Here is a 21,976-nt window from a genome sequence, read left to right as displayed (position 1 = left end):
GTCAGCAGAGGTCGTAGTACCGAGATGGGTAGGCAGTAGGCCGACAAGGGCTCGGGAAGGACCGAACGTTTAGTGGATTGGGGGGAAGATGTCTGCTCGACCGAAGCACGGTGACCGCTGGAAGCCTGCCTCGGCAGACCCGCAGGGACAGGCGCCGGTGCATACGGCCGCCTCCCCGGCGGGGCATAGTGACCTGGCGGCGCACCATCCGACCGACAATCACCGCGAGCCGGATCTCTGGGGCTTGATCTTCGCCAAAGAGAACCTGCTCGCGGCGCTCAGGCGCGTCGAGGGTAACCGGGGTGCCCCCGGGGCGGACGGGCTTACCACGGAGGAATTGAGGCCGTGGATCGCTCAGAACTGGCCCAGGGTCTCGGCCGCTCTCGATGCGGGGAATTACAGGCCCGCTCCCGCTCGTCGGGTGACCATCCCTAAGCCGAATGGCGGGGAGCGGATGCTTGGGATCCCCACGGTGCTGGATCGGCTGATCCAGCAGGCAATCGCGCAGATCCTCACCACCGTTTTCGACCCCCATTTCTCCGGGGCGTCTTTCGGGTTCCGCCCGGGGAGGTCGGCGCACCAGGCCGTCAGGGTTGGTCGCCGAGCCGTGCAGGACGGAAATCGCTGGGTGGTGGATCTGGACCTCGACAGGTTCTTCGACCGGGTGAACCACGATGCGCTTATGGCGCGGGTGGCCAGGAAGGTCAAAGACAGGAAGGTTCTGAAGCTGATTCGTCGGTACCTGGAAGCCGGGGTCATGGACGGCGGCGTCATGACGGTGACCGAGGAGGGGACGCCCCAGGGCTCCCCGCTGTCGCCGCTGTTGTCGAACATCATGCTGGACGACCTGGACCGCGAACTCTTCAAGCGCGGACACCGGTTCGTGCGGTACGCCGACGATGTGATGATCTTCGTCGGCTCCGAACGAGCGGCTATCCGACTGATGGCCTCGATCACGGCGTTCATCGAGAAGCGTCTGAAGTTGAAGGTCAACCGGGAGAAGACCAGGGTGTCGCCGGGGTTCAAGGCGACCCTGCTGGGGTTCGGCTACTACCTGTCCAAAGGGGAGGTGAAGATTCGGGTAAGCCGGAAGGCCGTGAAACGGTTGAAGGACACCGTCCGGAAGATCACCTCCCGGACGTGGGGCGTGGCGATGGACCACAGGATGGACAAGCTCAACCGGTTCTCGGTCGGGTGGGTGGCCTACTTCGCTCTCTCCGACTCCCCGAGGGTGTTCGGCGAGATCGACATGTGGGTCCGCCGCAGGTTGAGGCAGGCTCAGTGGCGGCAATGGAAGACCGCCTCCAACAGGGAGAGGAACCTCCGACGTGCCGGGACCGATGAGAAACTCATCCGGTCCCACGACCTCGGCGGGACCCGACACTGGAGGACTTCCAAGATCAAGGCTCTGGAAGTCGGCCTGAACAACACCTACTGGCAGTCCCAGGGCTACAAGTCCTTCAAGGATTCGTGGACCCGCCTCAGGACCGCCTGAGATCAGCTAGACGAACCGCCGGATGCGAGGCCCGCATGTCCGGTGGTGTGGGGGGAGGGCCGGGCGAACCGGCCCTCCTACCCGATCAGAAGGTATGGTGATCGGCTTGCTGGAGCTCCGCCAGTTCCAGGTCCTGCGGGCCGTCGCCCACGAGGGCTCCCTCGCGGGCACCGCCCGGTCGCTGCACCACAGCCAGCCGACCGTCGCGCACCACCTCGCCGCCGAAGCCGTACTCGGCCGGGTGGCCCTCGTCGAACAGGAGGTCCGCGCCCTGATCGAACAGGGCACCAAGGCACTCCGCGCCGCCACCTTCCCCACCGCTGGCGCGCTCCTGCTCCCGCAGGCCCTGCGGCAACTGGCCCGCGAGGGCGTCAAGGTCTCGCTCGTGGAGGGCGAACTCCCGACCGTGGTGGAGGCCCTGCGCACCGGCGGCGTGCAGATCGCCCTGGTCTATTCCCAGCCGGGAGAACCGCTCGACCTGGACGAGGACTTTGTCCTGCACCCCCTGCTCGACGATCCGCTGCTCCTCGCGCTCCCCGCCGACCACCCACTGGCGGTCCTGGACCGCGTCCCCCTGGCCCGGCTCCGCGACGCCGGCTGGATCATGGGCGCCAGCGACTGGGACCCCTGCGACCGCGTGCTCACCTGGGCCTGCGCACAGCAGGGATTCGAAGCCGTCCGGGTCATGCGCACCGACGACTACGGCATGCTCAAGGGCTTCGTGGCCGCCGGCATCGCGGTCGCCCTCATCCCGCGGCTCGCCCTCACCGGCCACGAGGCCGAACTCGGCATCGCCGTCCGCCCCGTCGACGGCCCGCCGCTCGCCCGGTGGATCAGCGCTGCCATGCTCCGCTCCACCGTCTCCGACTCCGCGCACACCCTGCGGGAGGCGCTCGCCGCGCAGGCGCGGAGGATCACCGAGGCGTGGGGCGGGAGCCCCTCCTGAAGGCTGCCCGGCTGCGGCGGGCCCGACGGCCCGCCTGATCGCCGTACCGGGCGTGTAGCAGGTGTCCATACCCGGTATGGACACCTGCAGAGGATTTCGGCATTCCTCTTCGTCGTCACCGCTGCCACCCTGAGGCCATGAACCCGCATCCCTCCTCCCTCGCCTCCTCCCTCACTGTCTACCGAGGCCCCGCCGGGGACCACAACGACCGCGCGATGAGCGCCGTCACCCTGCTCGGCGAGGCGTTCACCAGCAGGCTCGGTGTCTCCCCGGTCCTCGTCGGCACCCCGGAGCCGGCGCGGCCGACCGGCTGGGACCAGGAGCTGCGCCGTGCGCTGCCCACCCTGCGGCACATGGCCGAGCGCATCGACCAGGTCATGACCGCCGGGCAGGCGCCGATCAGCGTCATCACCCGGTGCGCCGTCGCCCTGGCCACCCAGCCGGTCGTGCTCCGCCACCGCCCCGACGCGGTCGTGGTCTGGTTCGACGCCCACGGGGACATCAACGTCCCCGCCGACACCACCACCGGCTACCTCGGCGGCCTGGCCCTCGCCGGTCCGCTGGGCTGGTGGGACTCCGGCCTCGGCGCCGGGCTCCCCGAGCGGCAGGCTGTCCTGGTCGGTGCCCGTGACCTCGACCCCGCCGAGATCGAGCACGTCACGGCGGGCCGCGTGGCCCTCGTGCCCCCGGGCCCGGCACTCGACGAGCGCCTCGCGGACGTCCTCCGGGGCCGCCCGGCCTACCTGCACATCGACTGCGACGTGATGGAGCCGGGGCTGTTCGCGACCGACTACAGCGTCCCGGCCGGCATCGGTCTTGAGGACCTCCACGCCTGCGCGAAGGTCCTCGCCGCGAGCGCGCCCGTCGGCGCCGAGATCGCCGAGTTCGAGGGCGACGGCTCCGCCACGGCCGACGACCTCGTCGCCGCCCTTGAGCCCCTCCTCGCCGAACTCCGCGGCTGAGCGCGGCGGGACGGACCCGGTAGGGCCGTCCTCGCGACCGCTCCCGGGGGCGGGTGCGGAAACTCCTTGAACTTGTGGCTTCGCGGCTGCCCGGAACAGTGTCTCCACGGGCTCCCAGGGGGTCGCGGCGGTCCCGCCGCGACCCCCTGGCCCCGTCCCGCCCGACCGCTCCCGACGGACCGCCAGAAGCCCGTTCACGGCCTCGCTGCACCGGCTCTGACCTGGTGTTTTCCTGGAAATCTCCTAAGCTGGGGGAGCTCTGTCAGAGACCTCGGAGGGGACATCATGAGCGAGGAATCGTATCCGTACGACGCCAGCAAGATCGTGGTTCTGGAGGGCCTGGAGGCCGTCCGGAAACGGCCCGGGATGTACATCGGATCGGTCGGCGAACGCGGGTTCCACCATCTGGTGTTCGAGGCCGCCGAGTCGGCACTGCACGAGATCCTCTACGGCAGCGCCGGCCGGGTCGGGATCACCCTCACCGTCGACGGCGGTGTCCGTGTCGCCGACGACGGCGGGGGTCGGCCCGTCGGGCACGCGGGCGACGAGGACGGGCCCACGCTGGAGGACTGCTTGACGGTGCTCTGGTGCGGAGCACCGCGCGCGGACCGACGCTCGCTGTCCGGCGGGTTCGCCGGCATCGGACTCGCCGTCGTCAACGCCCTGTCGAGCCGCCTGACGGCGGAGGTACGGCGCGACGGAGCCCGCTGGACGCTGGAGTACGAGCGGGGCGTGCGGGTCGCGGAGCCCACCCGCAGCGGCCTGGCCGAGGGCAGCGGGACTGTGATCACCTTCTGGCCCGATGCCGAGATCTTCGAGACGCTGATGTTCTCGTTCGACACACTGGCCGATCACTTCAGGGAACTGGCCTTTCTGAACCGTGACTTGGACATCACCCTGACCGACGACCGTGACCCCGGGACGCCCAGGGCCGACCGTTTCCGCTTCCCGGGCGGAGCCAGGGACTGGATCGCGCACCAGGGCACCCCGCGGGGCCCGGACGTGACCGGCTTCGAGCGCGAGTGCTCCGGAATGGACGGGACCGTGGAGGTGGCCCTCTGCTGGGGCGACTCCGACGACGAGCGGGTCACCGGCTACGCCAACAGCAGGCCCACCGCCGGCGGCGGCACCCACGAACTCGGCTTCCGCGACGGCCTGGCGGCCGCGCTCACCGCCTGCGCCCGGGAGCAGCGCGTACTCGCCCCCTCCGACCCCGACCTCGCCCCCACCCGGCTCGGCGTGGGTCTGACGGCCATCGTGTCGGTGAAGCTCGACCGGCCCGAGTTCGAGGGCTCCCTCCGCGACCGACTCGGCAACGGCCCCGTCCGCGCCTGCGTCGCCGAGGCCGTCCGGGAGCACCTGACCACCTGGCTCCGTGCGGACCCGGCACGGGCGTCGGCCGTCCTCGCCCGGATCCCGACGCTCACCCACGACTGACCGCCGTACGCCGCACCACCGCTGCCCGGGCCCGGAGTTGCTCCCGAGCCCGGGCCCGGGCTCCGGACGGCCGGAGCCGGTCGACGTAGCACGTTCCCGCCTCCCGGCCGGTCGACGGGGTGGCGTGCTGCACGCGCCCTCACCGGGTCGAGCCTCCGGTGACCGGACCACTGACGCGCTATGTCCTGGTGGCGTTCCGCCGCCACCAGGAGGAGTCCCGCTCAAGCTCTTCCAGGGTGTCGAGCCTCTGCCCGACGTGAGCGAGGAACTCTCCAGGAAGCCTCGCACTGTGGTCGAGGACGTAGTGGCTCAGCCCTTCCGGCCAGAGGTAGTAGCCGTCGGTGAGGTCACGGGAACCGTTCGGACACGAGCACAGCCTGCATCGCGACACCCCCATCCAGGAGCCGGCGACCTGCCCGTGGTCCAGGTAGTCCGCGACCCACTGCCGTTGCGACTCCGCCCATGCGGGATCGACAAGACCAGCGGGGTCCGGCAGCGACGGGTCTCCGGGTGTCACCCAGAAACCCAGCAGCCGGACGGTACGGTCGGCGGGTTCTCGCGGTTCAGGCACGGCCCGAGGTTTTCACGGCGGGGCCGTCGCACGACACCCGTCCCGGGCTTCGTCGCAACCGAGGTGATTCCCCGAGACCCGCACCAGGTCAAACCCGCGCGTGCGCTGACATCGCCCTGCAACGGGAGAACTGCTTCGCTGAGCGGGTCGGGGTCGGGGACGGGCCCGGGGTCGGGGCATGATTCACACCGTGTACAACGGGGAGGAGCAGCCAGGGATGGCGCGGTTCACGCTGGTCGAGAGTGGCGGCGGTGGTCGTCCCTGGGGCACCTGCGCCGAAGCGGACGGACTGTTCGGCGAGTCGCGGTACGGGACGTATGAGCTGTTCGGCTGGACTCCGGAGGCCAGCGGACCGCGTGGCTGGGTGGGCCGCAGCGTGTGGCTGGTGCCGGACGACGAGGCGCTCGACCCTTGGTTGCTGGAGGATGCCCGGACGGTCGAACACGACCTGGGCCCGGGCGGCCTGCTGCTCACGGGCCTGGACGAGCACGAGGGCCCGCCCGACGGCCACCGGGGCGGCGTCCGCCTCCACGACGGGCGCCGATGGCTCGGGGCCTGCCACGAATTCGCCCGGGTCCTGTCGGCCCTGCACGCGGCGGTCCCGCTCGTGCTCAGAGGGCTCGTACCGAGCGAGGGGCTCCGCGCGCGCCTGGCGCAAGGCACGCGATCCGCACGGGATCTGGACCACGCCGTCCTGGAGATCCGGGACGACCGGGGAGAGCTGCTCACCGATCTGTCGATGAGGGCCAGGATCGCTGCTTGGCACCCGTCCTCCCGCGGGGCGGGCCTGATCGACCTGGAACTCGACGGCGACCTCGGCACACCCGTCCCCGCCCACGCCCGGCCGGTCTGGGATCAGTGGCTCGCCGGGCCGCCGGACGCCCCCGGAGCATGGGCCCGCCTCGACACCCACCGTCGTGGTGTCTGGCTCGACCTCGCCCGTGACCGGGCCTGCCGACGCACCTACCGAGACCGTCCGGTTGATCACACCTACGAACTCGACGGCCGGGACATCACCGACAGGCCCGGCCTCTACCTGGCTCTCGGCGAGGCGGTGAACGGACCGGGCGGCTACTTCGGCGGGTGCCTGGACGCCCTCGTCGACTGCCTGCGCGGAAACTTCGGCTGTACCACCCCCGCGACCCTCCTCTGGGGCGACGCCGACATCGCCCGCACACACCTGTCCCACACTCTCGGACCGGGAGGACAGCCCCGCGACCTGTTCGGCGCCACTCTCGACATCCTCGACGAGGCAGGTATCCAGGTCACGCTCCTGTAGCGGCTGCCCACCCGCTACGAACCCGGACGCCGGCTCCGCAGTTCATGCGGCGCAGGTGGCGCCCGCGCGGTGTCGCGGGGGTCGGACGAGGGTGGCGGCGGCTGCGGCGATGTAGAGGATCTGGAGCAGGGTGCGCGGGCCGAGGGGGTCGCCCTGGGTGACGCGGCCGGGGTCTGCCGCCGGCGCCGGTTACCGCAGCAGGAAGTCGTGGACGGCCTGCCGACCGGCCGGGTTCTCGGCCCGGCTCTGCACCGAGTGCGCCGCGCCGGGGACGATCACGATCCGCGGGTGGTGCATCAACTCGGCCTGCTCGTAGAGAAGTTCGTACGGCGTGGAGATGTCCCGGTCGCCGCCGAGCAGCAGTACCGGGACATCCGGCAGCTTGCGACGGTGCGGCGTCGGCGGCACCTGCTCGCGCGGCCAGTGGAGACAGACCAGCATGCTGCCGAGCCCGGTCGCGGTCGCCGGGTCGTACGGCCAGGTCTGTTCGGCGGTGAGCCGCTCGCGGGTGCGTTCCAGCGCCGCCGGGCGGACGTCGACGGGGGTGTCGGTGGTGCCCCAGGGGAAGCGCGAGTCGGCGCACAGGGCGGCGGAGTGCAGCCCCTGGCTGAGCTCCTCGGCCGGGGCGGCGTCGACCTCCCGGTGGACGAACTCGAAGAAGTCCAGGAGCTTTTCGGGCCGCCCGGCGGCGGCCTCGTGCAGGATCTCCGGGACCCCGCCGTAGTTCGGGTCGACGAACTCGTACCCGGTGAGTGCGCTGAGGATCCGCGCCCCGTTGCCGTAGCGCCGGACGGTGGCGGCGAGGTCGGCGGCCGGGTCGGTGGTGCAGCCGGTGGCCCGGCAGGCGGCCCGCAGCACCCGCGCGGTCGCGGGCAGCGCGGCCAGGTCGAGGGGGTCGAAGCCCTGCTGCGGTACCACCGAGTCGAGCACCAGCTGTGCCACGCGCGTCGGGTGGGCGAGCGCGTACCGCTGGGCGACGAAGCTGCCGTACGACACCCCGTCCAGGGTGAGCTTCCGGGCGCCGAGGGCGCGGCGCAGCAGGTCGATGTCCGCGACGGTGTCCGCCGTGCTGTAGTGGCGGGCGTCCGGGCCGAGGGCGGCGGCGCAGTCGGCGATCGACTGCCTGCGCGGGACCGCGAGGTCGGAGGACCCCATGTCCTCCTGGAGGCCGGGGCACTGGAGCGCGCCCTGGCCGGTGCCGCGCTGGTCGAACATCACCAGGCGGTAGTCCTTGAGGACGGGTTCCAGTCTGCCCGCCATCCGCTCGATCGCCGGGGCGCCGGGCTGGCCGGGGCCCCCGGTGAGGAACAGCAGGTCGCCCCTGGGTGCCGCGCTGTTGCCGGTGAGGGCCACCCGGAGGCCGAGGGTGTCGGGGGTGGCGCCGCTGCGGTCGAACGGGACGGTGAGGGTCCCGCAGATGAACCCGGGAGCCTCGGGGCAGGGCGCCTGCCCGGTGATCCCGCCGCCGACGCCCTGCACACCGGCCACGACGGCGAACCCGGCCGGTGGAGCGGTCAGGGTGCTCCCGGCGACCACCGCCACGGCACCCAGCAGGGCGGCGACGCGCCCCCGCATGCTCGTCATGCTCGTCCTTCCGATCGTGCCGGGCCCGTGCCGGCGCGGCGACGGAAGCAGCCTGCCCCGAGAGCCGCGCCGCCGCCCCACGCCCGGCGCACGACGCGACCGGGAACCGACCACCAGAACCCGAACGGCCCCGGAACGTGGACACGACCGCTCCGCCAGTCGTTCCGACGGCGCGCGGTCGGCGTCGGGCGTCGGCCCGGCATTGGCATCGAGGCATCGTCGTCGGTCGGCCGTCGACCGGTCGTCGGCCGCCGGGAGGAGCTGGACGACGTCGACCCAAGGGGAGGAGCTGGTCTTCCGGAACGCGCGGACGGCGCTGTGTTACGTTCCGGGTCAGGGGGTCGACATGGACGGGATGTCGAGGGCGGCGCGCGAGGAACTGGACCGGCTGGGAAGGTCGTTGCGCGCGCAGATGGTCGTGCTGATCACCGATCTGACCGTTCGTGTCTACCTGCGCCGGCTGGACCTCGACGAGCCGAAGGTGGCCGACGCGAGGGATCCGTCGCGCTACCACTGTTCGGCGGTGTACCAGGGCGACCGGCCGGCGGGCGTCACCGCTGCCGGGACGGCCGACCGGGCGGGTTCCCTCCTCCGTGCGGCGGGTTGGGCGGTCGCGGTGTCGCAGGAGGACGACGACGGGATGCTGTGGACGGTGGTCCTCGCTCACCGGGACGGCAGCACCATCCGGGTCCTGGCGAGCGAGGACACGCGCGCCGTGGCGTTCCGGGGGCAGACACCGGCCCTGGTGCTGTGCCCGCCGCAACCGGCCGGGCAACTGGAGCCGGAGCCGGAGCCGGAGCCGGAGCCGGAGCGGGAACCGGGACCGGAGCGAAGGCCGGAGACCGTTACGCCCGGTTACGTCCTGTGTTACGAGTGCGACGGTGACGGTCGCTGCCCGGGGTGCGGCGGCCGAGGGTGGGTGCTGCGGACACCCGGCCGGTCCGAGGGCAGGCGCCGGTGCGGGGAGTGCGGCACGACGCGGGTCTGCCCCATCTGCCGGGGCGCGGGCCGGCTGGCGATCTCCCGCCTGTCGACCTATCAACGCGGCTACTACCCCGACCTGGAGCAGGACTGACCGCGCCGCACCGGACAGACCGGGGGAGCCGGATCAGCCGCGCAGGGCGGCTATGGCCTTCTCGATGCGTCGTTCGCGTGTCTCCGGCTTCTTCGCGCTCTCGACGGCGCGCACATGCTCGCGCTTCCGGTTGAACGAAAGGCGGTCGTACGCGGCCCGCGCGGCCGGGTCCTCGTCCAGGGCCCGGGCGAAGTCCTCGGGCTCGACCACGACGCGCGGCTCGGTGTCGAGCTCGACCTCGACCTCTACCTCCTCGCCGATCTCGACCTCGGCGGCCTGCCGGTTGGCGTTGCTGAGGCCGAGCAGGTGCCGGCCGCGCAGGATGGCGACCCGGCTCTGCCAGGAATGCCCGTTGACCGTGATCGTCACCGGCGGCCGGGCGCCGCCGCCGAGCGCCTCCACCACCTCGGGCGGGACCTCCAGCCCGCGCATGGGCTCGGGCGGTTCGACGACGGAGTGGAACTTCACGGGGCGCTCCTAGAGGATCGGGTGCGGCCGGTGTCGGCCACGGCCACAGCTTCTCGCACCCGCGACGGGGTCCACATCCGTGCTGACTACGGAGACCACTACGGAGACGACCGCAGAGCCGGCCTCTCAGGTCTTGAGGTAGGGCTTGAGGGCCGGGCTCCAGGACTTCTCCATCTGGAGGAACTCGCCCGGGCAGCGCGCCGCCCGCTCCGGCGGCAGGACGCCGTCGGGGTTCGTCTCGCTCTGGACGACCGGAACGTACTGGTCGGGGTCGGAACCGTAGAGCCAGCACACCCAGTTGTAGAACCGCTGGGCGTCCAGCGAGTGCTCGTCCGCATAGGCCTTCAGGGGCTGCTCGCCCCTCGCCGCCGCGTCCGCCAGCGCGGCGTAGGCCGTGATGGTGCTCAGCGCGTACCCGACGTGGCGCTCGTCGCCGGAGGCGAGCAGCAGGGCGGACAACTGGTCCGCCGCGTCCTCCTCCTTGCCGACGACCGGCAGGTCGTACAGGTTCACCAGCGCGTGGCCGAGCTCGTGGAGGACGGTGTCGTTGGTCTCCCCGATGAGGTCCTGGTCGAGCTGCGCCGAGCGTTCCTCGGCGGTTCCCTCGCTCTGCTGCGCGGCGAGCAGGGGTGCGAGCTCCTCGAGGTACTCGTAACAGAACGTGATGTCCTGGGCCCGCAGGTCCCAGAACGCGTTGGCCTCCCCGCAGCTGGCGGCGTGCAGCGGGATGTCCTGGGGCAGGACGATCCGCTCCGAGGCGTAGGCGGCGATGTCCTCCAGGACCGCGTTCTGCGTGAGGAAGGTCCTGACCTTCTGGTCCTCGGGCGTCAGGCCCGCCTCGTAGGAGGGAACGAGCACACCCTCCTCGGCGGGCTCCGCCGCCTGTTCGACCGGTGCGCGCGCCCCGGTCGCCGCACCGGCCCCGACGGGAGCCCCGAGCAGTCCCACCAAGGCGAACGGCACCACCGCCGCCCACCGTAACCGGCCCCCGCTCCTCCAGCTCACGACGACCACCTCGCCGGCTCGACCAACCGCTCCCTTCAGCATGCGCTCACCCCGGCGGCACCTGCATCCGCTGCGCCTGGGGTATGCCGGGGTGCGCCGATTGCGCGAGGCCCACGGGCGGGACCGTCCGCCGGGCCGTCGCCGCAGCGTCAGGGAGTCAGCGCGCGGAGCAGCAGCAGGCCCTCGGCGGACGGGCTGCCCGGGGCGGCCTGGTAGACCACGAGTTGCTGGCCCGGGGCGCTGTTGACCGTCAGGGTCTCGTAGTGCAGGTCGAGGTCGCCGACCTGCGGGTGGTGGAACAGCTTGCTGCCGCCGGTCTTGCCGTGCACCTCGTGGCGGGCCCACAGGCGGCCGAACTCGGGGCTCTTCAGGGAGAGTTCGCCGACGAGTTCGACGAGTCGGCGGTCCTCGCGGTCGCGGCCCGCGGCGGCGCGCAGGGCGGCGACGGCGTCGTGGGCGGCACGGCCCCAGTCACGGTGGAAGGTGCGGGCGGCCGGGTCGAGGAAGGTCGTCCGGACCAGGTTGTCCACCGGGGCGAAGGCTGCGTACAGGGTGGCCGCGAGCGGGTTGAGGGCGAGGACGTCGAGGGCGGTCCCGACGACGAGGGCGGGGGTGTCCAGACTGTCCAGGAGGAGTCGCAGCGCGGGCGACGGCCGCTCGGGGGCCCGGCGGGGCGGGCGGTGGGCGAGGCGCGGGGCGGCGAGCCGGAGCAGGTGCGCGGCGGCGTGCTCGTCGAGGCGGAGGGCGCGGGCCACCGCGTTCAACAGCTGGGGGGAGGGGCTTCGTTCACGGCCCTGTTCCAGCCGGGTGTAGTAGTCGGTGCTCACTCCGGCCAGCACGGCGACCTCCTCGCGGCGCAGCCCGGGGACGCGCCGGTGGCCGACGCGCGGGATGCCCACCCGGTCCGGGGTGAGGTGTTCCCGGCGGGCCCGCAGGTACTCGCCGAGCGGGTTGCCGGACCGCCCGGCCCGCGCCGCACCCTGCGGCGGGCCGTCGTCCCGCCGTCCGTCGGGGAGTTCGAGCGGGTGCGGGGGTTCGTCGGTGTGCATGCGGTCGAGGCTACGGGGCGGCCGGGGCCGTGCGAAGCCCTGAGCGGGGGTGGGCCGCACCCAGGAACAGTGCGGCCTGGAGGGGGCCGCGACCCGGTGCCAGCGTGGAGGCCATGAGCAACGACCTGCCCCATCCCTTCGTCGGCCTGTGGGTGACCGCCGACGGTTTCATCCGTCAGGAACTGCGCCCCGACGGCCGCTACGACGAGGCCCGCGGCAGCCGGCGGAGCGCGTACACCGGCCGTTACACCGTCACGGGCAGCCACATCGACTACCTGGACGACACCGGGTTCACCGCGACCGGCGACGTCCGTGACGGCGTGCTGTACCACGAGCACCTGGTGCTCCACCGCCACGGCGACGCGTCACCGAACGCCGCCCGTGGCTGAGGCCCGCCGAACGCCCGCCGCCCCTCCTCACGAACGGACCACCGTGCACCCCGTCCGCCCTGTCCGCCCCGTGCACCCCGTCCGCCCCGTCCACCGACCCACCGACACCGCCCGGCCCGCGCTGCTCGACCTGCTGCGCCGCACCGACGGCGACCCCGGGCGGCGCATCCTGTTCACCGGCGCCACCGTCGTCACCATGGACCCCGCCCTCGGCACCCTGGCCACCGGTGACCTGCTGGTGGCCGGCAGCACCGTCGCCGCCGTCGGCCCCGACCTGCGGGCCGGCGGAGAGGCGGCGGACGCGGTCGTCGTCGACGCCTCCGGCACGATCCTGGCCCCCGGCTTCGTCGACACCCACCGCCACGCCTGGCAGGGCCAGTTGCGCCGGATCATCCCCGATGTCGACGACCTGGCGGGCTACGTGGGCACCACGCTGGCCCGGTACGCGCCCGTGTACCGGCCCGAGGACATGTACGTGGGGACCAGGCTGGCCGCCCTCGGCGCCGTGGACGCGGGCATCACCACGATGCTCGACTTCTCGCACAACTCCCGGACGGCCGCCCACTCCGACGCGGCCGTGCAGGCGCTGCTGGACAGCGGGATCCGCGGGATCCACGCGGCGATGGGGCCGCACTTCGGCGACTGGGACCGGCAGTGGCCGGCCGACCTCGGCCGGCTGGTCGACCGGTACGGCGGCGGCACCGGGCTGGTCACGTTCCGCCTGGCTGCCCTCGCGACGGCGGAGATCGCCGGTCCCGCCCTGGCGTTCGGTCCCGGGCTGGCCCGCGTCGCGGCCGAACTGGGCGTCGGTGTCAGCGTGGACGCGGTGTTCGGCCGGTCCTCCTCCGCGGCGGTGCTCGACTGGGAGCGCGCGGGCCTGCTCGGCGACCGGCTGACCCTGATCCACGCCACCGGGCTGACCGCTGAGGCGTGGCGGGCCATCGGCGCGAGCGGTACCCGGGTGTCGCTCGCCCCGACCTCCGAGGCGCAGATCGGCCTGGAGGACGCCGTCCCGGCGGTGGACGACGCCCTGGCGGCGGGCGTCCGGCCCGGCCTGAGCATCGACGTCGAGGTGGCACTGGCAGGCGACATGTTCACCCAGATGCGGGCGCTGCACGCGATCCAGCGGATGCGCGCCGTCAACGCCGTCAACGCCGTACACGCGGCCCGTGACGTCGACGGCGCGGACGGGCCGCCGGACCGGATCACCACCGCCGACGTGCTGGACTTCGCCACCCGTCAGGGCGCCGCGACCGTCGGCCTCGGTGCGACGACCGGCACACTCACCCCGGGCAAGCAGGCCGACCTCCTGATGATCACCGCCGACGAGATCAACAACCTCCCCCTGAACGATCCCATCGGCACCGTCGTCCTCGGCGCGGACGCCCGCAACATCGACACCGTTCTGATCGCCGGCCGCGTCCGCAAGTGGGCCGGGCGCCTGCTGGACGTCGACCTCCCGGCCCTCCGCGCGGAGGCCGCGGCCTCCCGCGACCACGTCCACCGCGCGGCGGCAGCGGCGGACGCGACCGGCGGCCGGTAGCGGTGTCGGTCGTGCGACCACGGCCGGCGGTGCGGCCGGCGCCGGGGCGGCACGGATGCCTCCGGACCCGCCCCGGCCGAGGCCGACTGTCCGGGCGCGAACGGGGCACACGCTGCTGGGACGGGCCGGGCGCCGGCGCGACTCCGGGCGAATGCGTCCGGTGGGTGGGCACGGACGGAGAGGAGCGACGCCGTGACATTCCAGCACCCCGCGCGCAAGGGCACGGACGGGCAGCGCGGACGGTTCGAGCGCTTCGCGGAGCTGGCGTCGAACTTCACCAGTTCCCCGCTGTTCGCGGTGCTCTGCCTGGGCCTGGTACTGGCGTTCGTCGCGGCGCACGTGGCGGGGCTGTCGACCGAGTGGCAGATCCTGCTGGGCGACTCGATGGCAGCGGTGACCCTGTTGCTGCTGGCGATGCTGAAGAACGCCGAGCGGCGGGCGGAGCACGCCATTCAGCGCAAGCTGGACGCGATCGCTCGGGCGCTGCTCGAACAACAGGACGGTGAGCGCGGTCAGGCGTACGAGGACCTGAAGGCGGCCGTCCGCATGGAGGAGCGCCTCTAGACGAGTGGGTCTTCACCTCCTCCCCGAGTACCACGCCCTGGTGGCCAACGGCACCAGGACCGTCGAGGTCCGCACCGCCAGCCCGGCCAAGGCGCTGATCCGGCCCGGCGACCGGATCGTCTTCCGCACCGACCACGACCGACCGGTCACGTGCGAGGTCCTCCGGGCCGACCGCTACTCGGGCTTCGAGGCCCTCCTCGACCGCGAGGACCCGGCCACGATCGACCCGGCCGCCGACCGGGACGGCATCCTCGCCGCCCTGCGCGGCATCTACCCGCCCGAGAGGGAGCAGCTGGGCGCTCTCGCCATCGAAATCGTCCTGCTGGTCGCCGGCCACCCGTAGCCACGGTCAGAGCCGCGTGCAATGCGCCGCCGCCCGCCCGGTCCGGGGTGGGCGGGCGGGCGGGGTAGGCCGTCAGTCCGGCGGTTCGGCGGGGCTGTGCCGTCCGGGGGCCGGGCGGCCGCGGTCGGGTTCCGGGGACGGCGGCTCGGGTTGCTCGGGCGGGACGGGGCGGCCGGGCGGGGCCGGCGGGTCGGGTGTCACGGGCGGCCGGTCCGGCACCGGAGGTGCGGGCGGTGAGGGTGGTGCGGGCGGTCCGGGCGGGGGTGTGGGAGCGAGGTCGGGGTCCGAAGGGACGGGGAGGGTGCCCATGGGTGCGGATCTCCTGTCGGTCGGGGACGTGTGCGGGGACGTGTGCAGGGGGGCCTGCCCGGTCAACCGGGAGCGGCCGGCGGCGGCATGGTCACTCCTTCCGTTCCCGGGGGCGTGCGCGGGCCGCGTGCGTCCCGTATCCGGGCGAGACACCCGGCCGCGGCGGCGGGCAGACCCGTCGCCACCCGTCCGGAGACCCGGCGCACCCCGTCGGTGAGGCCGCCGAGCGCGTGCGAGGCGCGCTGCTGGAAGCTGCGGTCGTGGGCCCGGTCGTCGAACCGGCCGTGCGCGCCGAAGTCCCGCCCGGCGTCCACCGGGCTGAACAGGTTGTCCGGATCCCCGGTCCGGCGCCCGCGGCCGTCCTGCTGCGACGAGAACCCCGTGCGCGCCAGGTACCGGTCCAGGAGGCCCGGCACGACGGCGTTCGCGACCAGGGTGGCTGCGGTGCTCGCGCCGACCCAGTACTCCCGCCGCTTCGGGTGGTCCGCCGCGAACAGCACGGCGCGGGCGGCCACTTCGGGCTGGAAGATCGGCGGCACCGGCTGCGCCCGCTCCGGGAGGCGGGAGCGGACCCAGTCGAACTGCGGGGTGTTCACGGCCGGCAGCTGCACCATCGTGGTGCGCACCCGGGTGCCGGAGGCGAGAAGCTCGCAGCGGAGCGCCTCGTTGAAGCCCTGGACGGCGTGCTTGGCCCCGCTGCAGGCGCTCTGGAGCGGGATGCCGCGGTAGGCGATGGCCGAGCCGACCTGGACGACCACACCGGCGTCGCGGGGCAGCATCCGGGCCAGGGCGGCCCGGGTGGCGAAGACGTGGCCGAGGTAGCTGACCTCGGTGACCCGCCGGAACTCCTCGGGGGTGATCTCGGTGAAGGGGGCGAGGACGGAGGCGAAGGCGGTGTTGACCCAGACGTCGATCGGGCCGAGTGCCTCCTCGGCCAGCCGGGCGGCCGTCTCCACGGCCTGCGCGTCGGCGACGTCCGTCTCGACGGTGATGACCTCGGCGGCGCCGGCGAGCCTGGCCTCGCGTTCCGCGGCGTCCAGTCCGGCCCGGCCCCGGGCGATCAGCGCGAGGCGGTCCCCGCGGGCGGCGAAGGCCGCGACGCAGGCGCGGCCGATGCCCGCGCTCGCCCCGGTGATCACGACGGTCCGGGTCGTGGGTTCCAGATCTTCCATGCTCCCCGACTGTCCCCGATCCGGGAAAGCAAACCGGTGGATCGCAAACCGGTGGATCTCGGGGCAATCGCCCCGGAGCCTCGGATCCCCGGATCCCGCCGCCCGGCGGGCCGCCCGTCGGACGGGCGGCCGGTGCCGGGACACCGTCCGGGTGGTCGGCCCCACGGGGCCGAGCGCTCAGGCGGACAGGAGTGCGGTGAGCCAGCTGTCCCAGTCCAGGTGCGAGGGCTCGCAGCCGGCGGGGACGAGCTCCTCGGTCGCGGTGAGGAACCGGGCGAGCGGGGCGGACGGGGCCTCCAGCAGCGCGATGCCGTCCTTGCCGCGCAGGGCGATGAACAGGCTGTCGTCCGCACCGGGCTCGATGTGGACGTCACCCTCGCCGGCGGGCCCGCGCAGTCCGCGGAGCAGCAGTTCGCGCGACAGCACCCAGACCGCGTCCTGCGCGGCCGCGCCGAAGTGCAGGCGGACGGCGTAGGGGTCGTCGGGGCCGTAGTGGCATTCGACACCGAAGTCCCGGCTGTGCGTCGCGTCGGTGATCAGTCGCATCACCACGCGTGTGGACACGTGTTCCATGCCTTGCCCTCCCTGTCGGCTGTGACAGCCGCCGTCTGCCCCGGCGACGGCTCTTCACACCACCGACCCTTCGCACCGACGGCCCTTCACACCGACGGGCCTTCGCAGCACGGCGCCCGCACGCGGTCGAGTCACCCCGCGGTGCGGAACCGTTCGGCGACGGGCCGGGCGTCGATCTCGGCCCAGACGGTCTTGCCCCGCTCGTGCGGCACCGAGCCCCACCGGTCGGAGGCCTGCTGCACGATGTACAGGCCGTGCCCGCCCGGCAGGCCGGGGCGGTGCGGACGGCGGGGTGCGGGCAGGAGGGGGGAGGTGTCGCTGACCTCGATCCGCAGCCGCGCGGGGGAGAGGTCGAGGACGAGTTCGAGCGGGCCGTCGGTGTGGAGCACGGCGTTCGCGGCGAGTTCGGCGACCAGCAGGACGACGTCACCGGCCTCGGGCCACGCCCAGTCGGTGAGCGCGGCGAGGGCGAACTCCCTGGCCCGCGCGACGGGTTTGTGCTGCCCGGCGAGGGGCATCCGGCGGCGCTGGCGTCCGTCGGCCGGCAGCAGCGACCTGACAGGTCCGACCTCGGCGCGCGTCTCGTCCAGGGTCTCCCGGCGAGTGTTCATCGGATACCTCCAAGGAACCCCGGCTTTAGGCCGGGGAGGAATTGGATCTCCCGCGTAGCGGGGTAGGGAGCTGCGATTTGCCGTCAAGGCGGACCGCGGTGCTCTGACCGGATGATTTGGTCCTGAGTTGTAGCCACGCTAGTTTGCGAGCGTGACCACGTGCCACGTGAAGCGGGCGTTCAAGTACCGCTTCTACCCGACCGATGCGCAGGCGGCCGAGCTGTCGCGCACGTTCGGGTGTGTTCGCAAGGTCTACAACATGGCGTTGCAGGCCCGCACCGAGGCGTGGACGCTGCGTCGGGAACGGGTCGACTACAACGCGACCAGCGCGATGCTGACTGGGTGGAAGAAGACCGAGGAGCTGGCCTACCTCAACGAGGTGTCGTCGGTTCCGCTGCAGCAGGCGCTGCGGCACTTGCAGGGGGCATTCGGCAACTTCTGGGCCAGGCGGGCGAAGTACCCGACGTTCAAGTCCCGGAAGAAGTCCCGCCGCTCCGCCGAGTACACCAGTTCGGCGTTCCGGTTCCGGGACGGCCGGCTGACCCTGGCGAAGATGAACCGGCCGCTGGCCGTCGTGTGGTCGCGTCCTCTGCCGGAGGGCGCTTCCCCGTCCACGGTGACCGTGTCGCAGGACGCGGCCGGGCGCTGGTTCGTCTCGATGCTGTGCGACGACCGCCCGGCCGTGCCCGGGGCGGTCAACGCTGCCGTGGGTGTCGATGTCGGTATCACCAGTCTCGTGACGCTCTCCACCGGGGAGAAGATCACCAACCCGAGGCACGAGCGCAAGGACCGGGAACGCCTCGCCAGGGCCCAGCGGGCCCTGTCCCGCAAGGCCGAGGGTGACGGTTCGAATCGGGCGAAGGCCCGGCTCAAGGTGGGCCGGGCACATGCCCGGATCGCCGACCGGCGCAGGGACTTCCTGCACAAGCTCACCACTCGACTCGTTCGTGAGAACCAAACGATCGTGATCGAGGACCTGACCGTCCGGAACATGCTCAAGAACCGGAAGCTCTCCCGGGCGATCGCGGATGCGTCCTGGAGCGAGCTGCGGTCCATGCTGGAGTACAAGGCCGACTGGTACGGACGCGAGGTGATCGCCGTGGACCGGTGGTTCCCCTCGTCCAAGCTGTGCTCGGCCTGCGGCACCCTGCAGAGCAGGATGCCGCTCGACGTGCGCGAGTGGACGTGCGCCTGCGGAACGACCCACGACCGGGACGTGAACGCCGCACGCAACATTCTGGCCGCCGGACTGGCGGTTGCAGCCTGTGGAGACGGTGTAAGACCTCAACGGAGCACTCCGGGCGGGCAGTCGTCGGTGAAGCAGGAAGTGGTCCCACCGCCGCGCTCACGCGCAGCGGCTCAGCCGTGAGGCTGAGGGGAATCCCCGCCCTTCAGGGCAGGGAGGATGTCAAGAACGGGTGCCCTTTCGGTTCGGTTCGGCGCTCTTCGCCGGTCTGCTTCCCGCCCGGCTCCGGTTCATGCACGTGCGCCCCGAGCGCGCCACGCCACTCGTCCTTCAATCGCGTTCACCCGCGTTCACCCGCGTTCACCGGGGTGCGGCGAGCGCGTCCCCGACCGTCGGGTGGAGCGGGAACACCGTGTCGGCACCGGTCAGCTCCAGCAGCCGCAGCACGGTGGGGGAGGCCGCCGCGAGGCGCAGCTCGGCGCCGGCGGATTTGGCGCTCATCCGGGCCTTGAGCAGCAGGTTCAGGCCGGAGGAGTCGCAGAAGCCCACCTGTTCGAGGTCGACCACGAGGACCAGCGGACCGGTCCGGAGCGCTTCGTCGAGGGCCTGCTCGGCCGGGGGGAGGGTCTCGATGTCGAGGTCGCCCACGAGGACGCACACGGCGGTACGGTTGTCGGCCGGTCGCGGTCGGGCGATGGAACCGGCCGTGGTGGCGGCCTCCCGCAGGGCGGCTGCTGGGTCGTTCTCGGCTGGCATGGTCGTCCCCTCCACGGATGTCCTCACGACCGGACGCACGCAGCGCGGTCCGTCCCCCGCTACCCGCTCCCGCGATTTCCACTCCCGCTCCTCATGTGAAGGCTTCGTGAAGGAGCCTTCGGGGGGAGCCGCGGGCCGACCCCCTGCGCTCACCCCTCCGGCGCGTCGGAGGAGGCCCGGTCGACCGAGATGCCGACCAGGCAGGTGTCGTCGTCGGTGTCCGCGCTGCTGTAGCGCAGCAGGTGGTCCAGGTGGCTCTCCAGGGAGTCGGGTGCGCCGTCCTTGGCGAGGGAGGTCTTCTCACTGAGCGACAGCAGGCTGTTCAGCGAGGCCTGGACGGATTCGTCGCGGCGTTCGATGAGGCCGTCGGTGAACATCACCAGCGTGTCGCCGGCCCGGAGGTCGAGGTGCGCCTCCTCGTAGTCGGCGTGGTCGAGCGCGCCCAGCAGGATCCCGCTCGGCTGCGGCAGGGCGCGGGCGCGGCCCTCGCGCAGCAGGACCGGCGGCAGGTGGCCGGCCCGGGCCCAGCGCAGCCGCCGGGTCCCGGGGTGGTAGAGCGCGCAGACGGCGGTGGCCGTGACGTTGTCGGTGAGGTGGTGGGTGACGCTGTTGAGCCAGGTCAGCAGCTGCGCCGGACCGGCGCCGGTGGCGGCCAGGCCGCGCAGGGCGTTGCGCAGGGCGACCATGCCGGTCGCGGCCTCGATGCCGTGCCCGGCGACGTCGCCGACGCACAGCAGGATCTCGCCGGAGGGCAGGGCGAGCGTGTCGTACCAGTCGCCGCCGACCAGGTGGTCCTTCTCCGCGGGGCGGTAGCGCACGGCGACCTGGAGGTCGTGCAGGGTGAGCGGGCCGCGGGCGGGCGGCATGATGGCGTGCTGCAGCTGGAGGGCGAGGCGGCTGCGTTCGGCGGCCTGCTGCTCGCTGTGCGCCAGCTGGTCGCGGGTGGCGGCGAGGGCGACCTCGGTCCAGTGCTGGGCGGACACGTCCTGGTAGGCGCCGCGGACGGTGGTGAGCGCCGCGTTCTCGTCGTGCACCGGTTCGGCGACGACGCGGATGTGGCGGGCGACGCCGTCGGGGCGGTGGAGCCGGAAGGCGGTGGCCGCCGGGCGCCGGTGGTGCAGCAGGGTGCGCAGGAACCGGCCGATCGCCGGGCGGTCGTCGGGGTGCGCGTGCTCGGGGAGCCGCTCCAGGGCGATCGGCCGGGCGGTGGGGGGCAGGCCGTGCAGGTCGAACAGGGTCTCGTTCCAGGCGATCTGGCCGGTCTGGACGTTCTCCTCGAAGCCGCCGATCCGTCCCAGGCGCTGCGCGTGCTGGAGGAGCCTGGCCACCCTCGGCGTACCGTCGTCGAGCCGCCAGATCACCACGACGTGCCGGCCGTGCCGGCTGATGCTGACCTGGGCCCGGGCGAGCAGCGGGATGCCGTCGACGGTGGCGGCCAGGCGCATCTCCATGGTGCGGAACGGCTCGCCGGTGGCGAAGACGTGCTCCACCTTCTCGGCCAGGCCGCCGGCCTCGGCGGCCAGCGGGTAGGCCTCCAGCAGCCGCGCGCCGGCGACCGCGCTGTTCGGCCGGCCGGCGAAGTCGACGAACGCGGGGTTGACGTGCCGGACGGCGAACTCCAGGGGCAGTTCGGTGTTGCCGGGCGCGAGCCGGAGGATCAGGCACGGGTCGAGGACGCCGTCGGTGAGCCGCTGCAGCTCGTCGAACTCGCGGTCGGTCCGCTTGGGGCCGGTGGGTTCGGTCCAGGTCTCCAGGGTGGTGGCGCACAGCTCCGCCAGTGCCTCGAACTGGCGCTGGAGCGACTGGGACCGAGGGGGCAGGTCGGTGGGCCAGCAGATCTCCAGCACGCCGATCAGCCGCCCGCCGGTCCCGGCCGGTACCGCGATGCGTCCGCCGGTGTACTCGTGCTGACCGATGGTGGGCAGCGCCGCGTGCACGAGGGAGGGGAAGACCACCGTCTCCCGTTCGTCGAGCGCCCGCCGGGCCGGGGTGGACACGCCGGGCGGGACGTAACGCCAGCGGCGGGCCTCGGCCTCGCCGAAGCCCGCGCTGCCTTCGAGGGTCAGCGACTGGTCGGGGTGGGCGGCCCAGATCGCGACGGCGACGGCACCCAGCGGGCGCAGCGCGGTCGCGAGCATCGAGCGGGCCACCGACTCGCTGTCACCGGCGGCCAGGCTGTGCGCCTCGGCGGCGCGCAGCCGGACGGAGGCCTCCTCGGTGCGGTCCGCGGCCTCCTCGGAGCGGTCCACGGAGGAGGTGACGAACTCGCGGGCGATGGCGGAGATCCGGTCGGCGGCGACCTGGTTGACCAGTTCGGCGGCGAACTCCAGCACGGGCACGTCGGCCTGTTCGGCGAGCGCGGTCAGCTGGGCGGCCGCCTCCGCCGGGCCGCAGCGCAGCCGTTCGACGAGGACGCCGGCGGCCATCTCGACCAGGGACCGGCCGGCGGCGTCGGCCCGGGCGCGGGCGAGCTCCGTGCGGAGGTTCTCCACCGTGGCGGCGAGGCGGGTGACCGCGGTGGGCGCCGGGCGGGTGTCGGCGGGCCGGTCGTCCGCGGGCTCGCGCTGCGGTCCGACCGTGGGGGCTCCGGTGAGGGGGAAGGTCCCCGCGGTATGGTCCGCGGGCTGGTCGTGGGGTTGGTGCACGGCGGTCTCCTGAC

The 21,976-nt window shown here is 73.0% G+C and carries 21 protein-coding genes; 11 read left to right on the top strand and 10 right to left on the bottom strand.

From position 1 onward, the window contains the following. Positions 1-244 precede the first annotated feature (244 nt). The 4 genes from ltrA (at position 245) to OG715_RS02015 (ending at position 4,840) form a co-directional block, all read left to right on the top strand. Complete coding sequence (gene ltrA / locus OG715_RS02030) at positions 245-1,495, top strand: group II intron reverse transcriptase/maturase (protein WP_327063754.1); 1,251 nt, start codon at positions 245-247, stop codon at positions 1,493-1,495. A 97-nt stretch (positions 1,496-1,592) separates the two neighbouring features. Continuing rightward, positions 1,593-2,441: a LysR family transcriptional regulator gene (locus OG715_RS02025; protein ID WP_407661082.1), complete on the top strand. Its 849-nt coding sequence runs from the start codon at positions 1,593-1,595 to the stop codon at positions 2,439-2,441. 137 nt (positions 2,442-2,578) lie between these two features. Beyond that, a complete protein-coding gene (locus OG715_RS02020) occupies positions 2,579-3,403 on the top strand; it encodes an arginase family protein (RefSeq protein WP_327063752.1) in 825 nt (274 codons plus the stop codon). 285 nt (positions 3,404-3,688) lie between these two features. Then, entirely contained in the window at positions 3,689-4,840 is a 1,152-nt protein-coding gene (locus OG715_RS02015) for a DNA gyrase subunit B (RefSeq protein ID WP_327063751.1), read from the top strand. A gap of 178 nt (positions 4,841-5,018) precedes the next feature. Here the strand turns inward: OG715_RS02015 and OG715_RS02010 are convergent, their stop codons facing one another. Next, entirely contained in the window at positions 5,019-5,411 is a 393-nt protein-coding gene (locus OG715_RS02010) for a hypothetical protein (protein WP_327063750.1), read from the bottom strand. A gap of 217 nt (positions 5,412-5,628) precedes the next feature. Here OG715_RS02010 and OG715_RS02005 point away from each other — a divergent pair, with 217 nt between their 5' ends. Next, a complete protein-coding gene (locus OG715_RS02005) occupies positions 5,629-6,690 on the top strand; it encodes a barstar family protein (RefSeq protein WP_327063749.1) in 1,062 nt (353 codons plus the stop codon). 189 nt (positions 6,691-6,879) lie between these two features. Here the strand turns inward: OG715_RS02005 and OG715_RS02000 are convergent, their stop codons facing one another. After that, a complete protein-coding gene (locus tag OG715_RS02000; protein ID WP_327063748.1) occupies positions 6,880-8,274 on the bottom strand; it encodes an alpha/beta fold hydrolase in 1,395 nt (464 codons plus the stop codon). 346 nt (positions 8,275-8,620) lie between these two features. Between OG715_RS02000 and OG715_RS01995 the strand changes: the two genes are divergently transcribed. Then, the gene (locus OG715_RS01995; protein WP_327063747.1) at positions 8,621-9,349 is read left to right on the top strand and encodes a hypothetical protein; all 729 of its coding nucleotides are present in this window, start codon (positions 8,621-8,623) and stop codon (positions 9,347-9,349) included. 33 nt (positions 9,350-9,382) lie between these two features. Here OG715_RS01995 and OG715_RS01990 read toward each other — a convergent pair whose 3' ends face one another. The 3 genes from OG715_RS01990 to OG715_RS01980 all read right to left on the bottom strand — a co-directional run bounded on the left by OG715_RS01990 (position 9,383) and on the right by OG715_RS01980 (position 11,871). Continuing rightward, positions 9,383-9,817, bottom strand: coding sequence for a YdeI/OmpD-associated family protein (locus OG715_RS01990; RefSeq protein ID WP_327063746.1), 435 nt, complete (start codon positions 9,815-9,817; stop codon positions 9,383-9,385). A gap of 126 nt (positions 9,818-9,943) precedes the next feature. Continuing rightward, positions 9,944-10,822 (bottom strand): DUF4344 domain-containing metallopeptidase, encoded by an 879-nt coding sequence (locus OG715_RS01985; RefSeq protein WP_327063745.1) that lies wholly within the window; start codon positions 10,820-10,822, stop codon positions 9,944-9,946. 149 nt (positions 10,823-10,971) lie between these two features. Then, complete coding sequence (locus OG715_RS01980; RefSeq protein ID WP_327063744.1) at positions 10,972-11,871, bottom strand: helix-turn-helix domain-containing protein; 900 nt, start codon at positions 11,869-11,871, stop codon at positions 10,972-10,974. A 113-nt stretch (positions 11,872-11,984) separates the two neighbouring features. Here OG715_RS01980 and OG715_RS01975 point away from each other — a divergent pair, with 113 nt between their 5' ends. The 4 genes from OG715_RS01975 to OG715_RS01960 all read left to right on the top strand — a co-directional run bounded on the left by OG715_RS01975 (position 11,985) and on the right by OG715_RS01960 (position 14,710). Next, positions 11,985-12,260, top strand: a complete 276-nt coding sequence (locus OG715_RS01975) for an Atu4866 domain-containing protein (RefSeq protein WP_327063743.1) — start codon at positions 11,985-11,987, stop codon at positions 12,258-12,260. A gap of 70 nt (positions 12,261-12,330) precedes the next feature. After that, positions 12,331-13,803 carry an amidohydrolase family protein gene (locus OG715_RS01970; protein ID WP_327063742.1) on the top strand — a complete coding sequence of 491 codons (1,473 nt, stop codon included), beginning with the start codon at positions 12,331-12,333 and terminating at the stop codon, positions 13,801-13,803. Between the two features lie 192 nt (positions 13,804-13,995). Then, a complete protein-coding gene (locus OG715_RS01965; protein ID WP_327063741.1) occupies positions 13,996-14,367 on the top strand; it encodes a low affinity iron permease family protein in 372 nt (123 codons plus the stop codon). Positions 14,368-14,371: 4 nt separating this feature from the next. Then, on the top strand, positions 14,372-14,710 hold the full coding sequence (locus tag OG715_RS01960; protein ID WP_327063740.1) for an ASCH domain-containing protein: 339 nt from the start codon (positions 14,372-14,374) through the stop codon (positions 14,708-14,710). Positions 14,711-15,081: 371 nt separating this feature from the next. On the opposite strand, the gene OG715_RS01955 is transcribed toward OG715_RS01960, so the two are convergent. The 3 genes from OG715_RS01955 to OG715_RS01945 form a co-directional block, all read right to left on the bottom strand. Beyond that, positions 15,082-16,191 carry an SDR family oxidoreductase gene (locus OG715_RS01955; protein ID WP_327063739.1) on the bottom strand — a complete coding sequence of 370 codons (1,110 nt, stop codon included), beginning with the start codon at positions 16,189-16,191 and terminating at the stop codon, positions 15,082-15,084. A 177-nt stretch (positions 16,192-16,368) separates the two neighbouring features. Continuing rightward, complete coding sequence (locus OG715_RS01950; RefSeq protein WP_327063738.1) at positions 16,369-16,764, bottom strand: SsgA family sporulation/cell division regulator; 396 nt, start codon at positions 16,762-16,764, stop codon at positions 16,369-16,371. 131 nt (positions 16,765-16,895) lie between these two features. Next, a complete protein-coding gene (locus OG715_RS01945) occupies positions 16,896-17,375 on the bottom strand; it encodes an ATP-binding protein (protein ID WP_327063737.1) in 480 nt (159 codons plus the stop codon). 151 nt (positions 17,376-17,526) lie between these two features. On the opposite strand from OG715_RS01945, the gene OG715_RS01940 reads away from it, so the two are divergent. Further along, entirely contained in the window at positions 17,527-18,744 is a 1,218-nt protein-coding gene (locus OG715_RS01940) for an RNA-guided endonuclease InsQ/TnpB family protein (RefSeq protein WP_407660936.1), read from the top strand. Between the two features lie 177 nt (positions 18,745-18,921). Here the strand turns inward: OG715_RS01940 and OG715_RS01935 are convergent, their stop codons facing one another. After that, complete coding sequence (locus OG715_RS01935; RefSeq protein WP_327063735.1) at positions 18,922-19,317, bottom strand: STAS domain-containing protein; 396 nt, start codon at positions 19,315-19,317, stop codon at positions 18,922-18,924. Positions 19,318-19,466: 149 nt separating this feature from the next. Continuing rightward, on the bottom strand, positions 19,467-21,962 hold the full coding sequence (locus tag OG715_RS01930) for a SpoIIE family protein phosphatase (RefSeq protein ID WP_327063734.1): 2,496 nt from the start codon (positions 21,960-21,962) through the stop codon (positions 19,467-19,469). Positions 21,963-21,976: the final 14 nt, after the last annotated feature.

This window comes from Kitasatospora purpeofusca (assembly GCF_036010405.1).
Taxonomy (GTDB): Bacteria; Actinomycetota; Actinomycetes; order Streptomycetales; family Streptomycetaceae; genus Kitasatospora; species Kitasatospora purpeofusca.
This window is presented reverse-complemented; position numbering and strand designations above follow the sequence as displayed.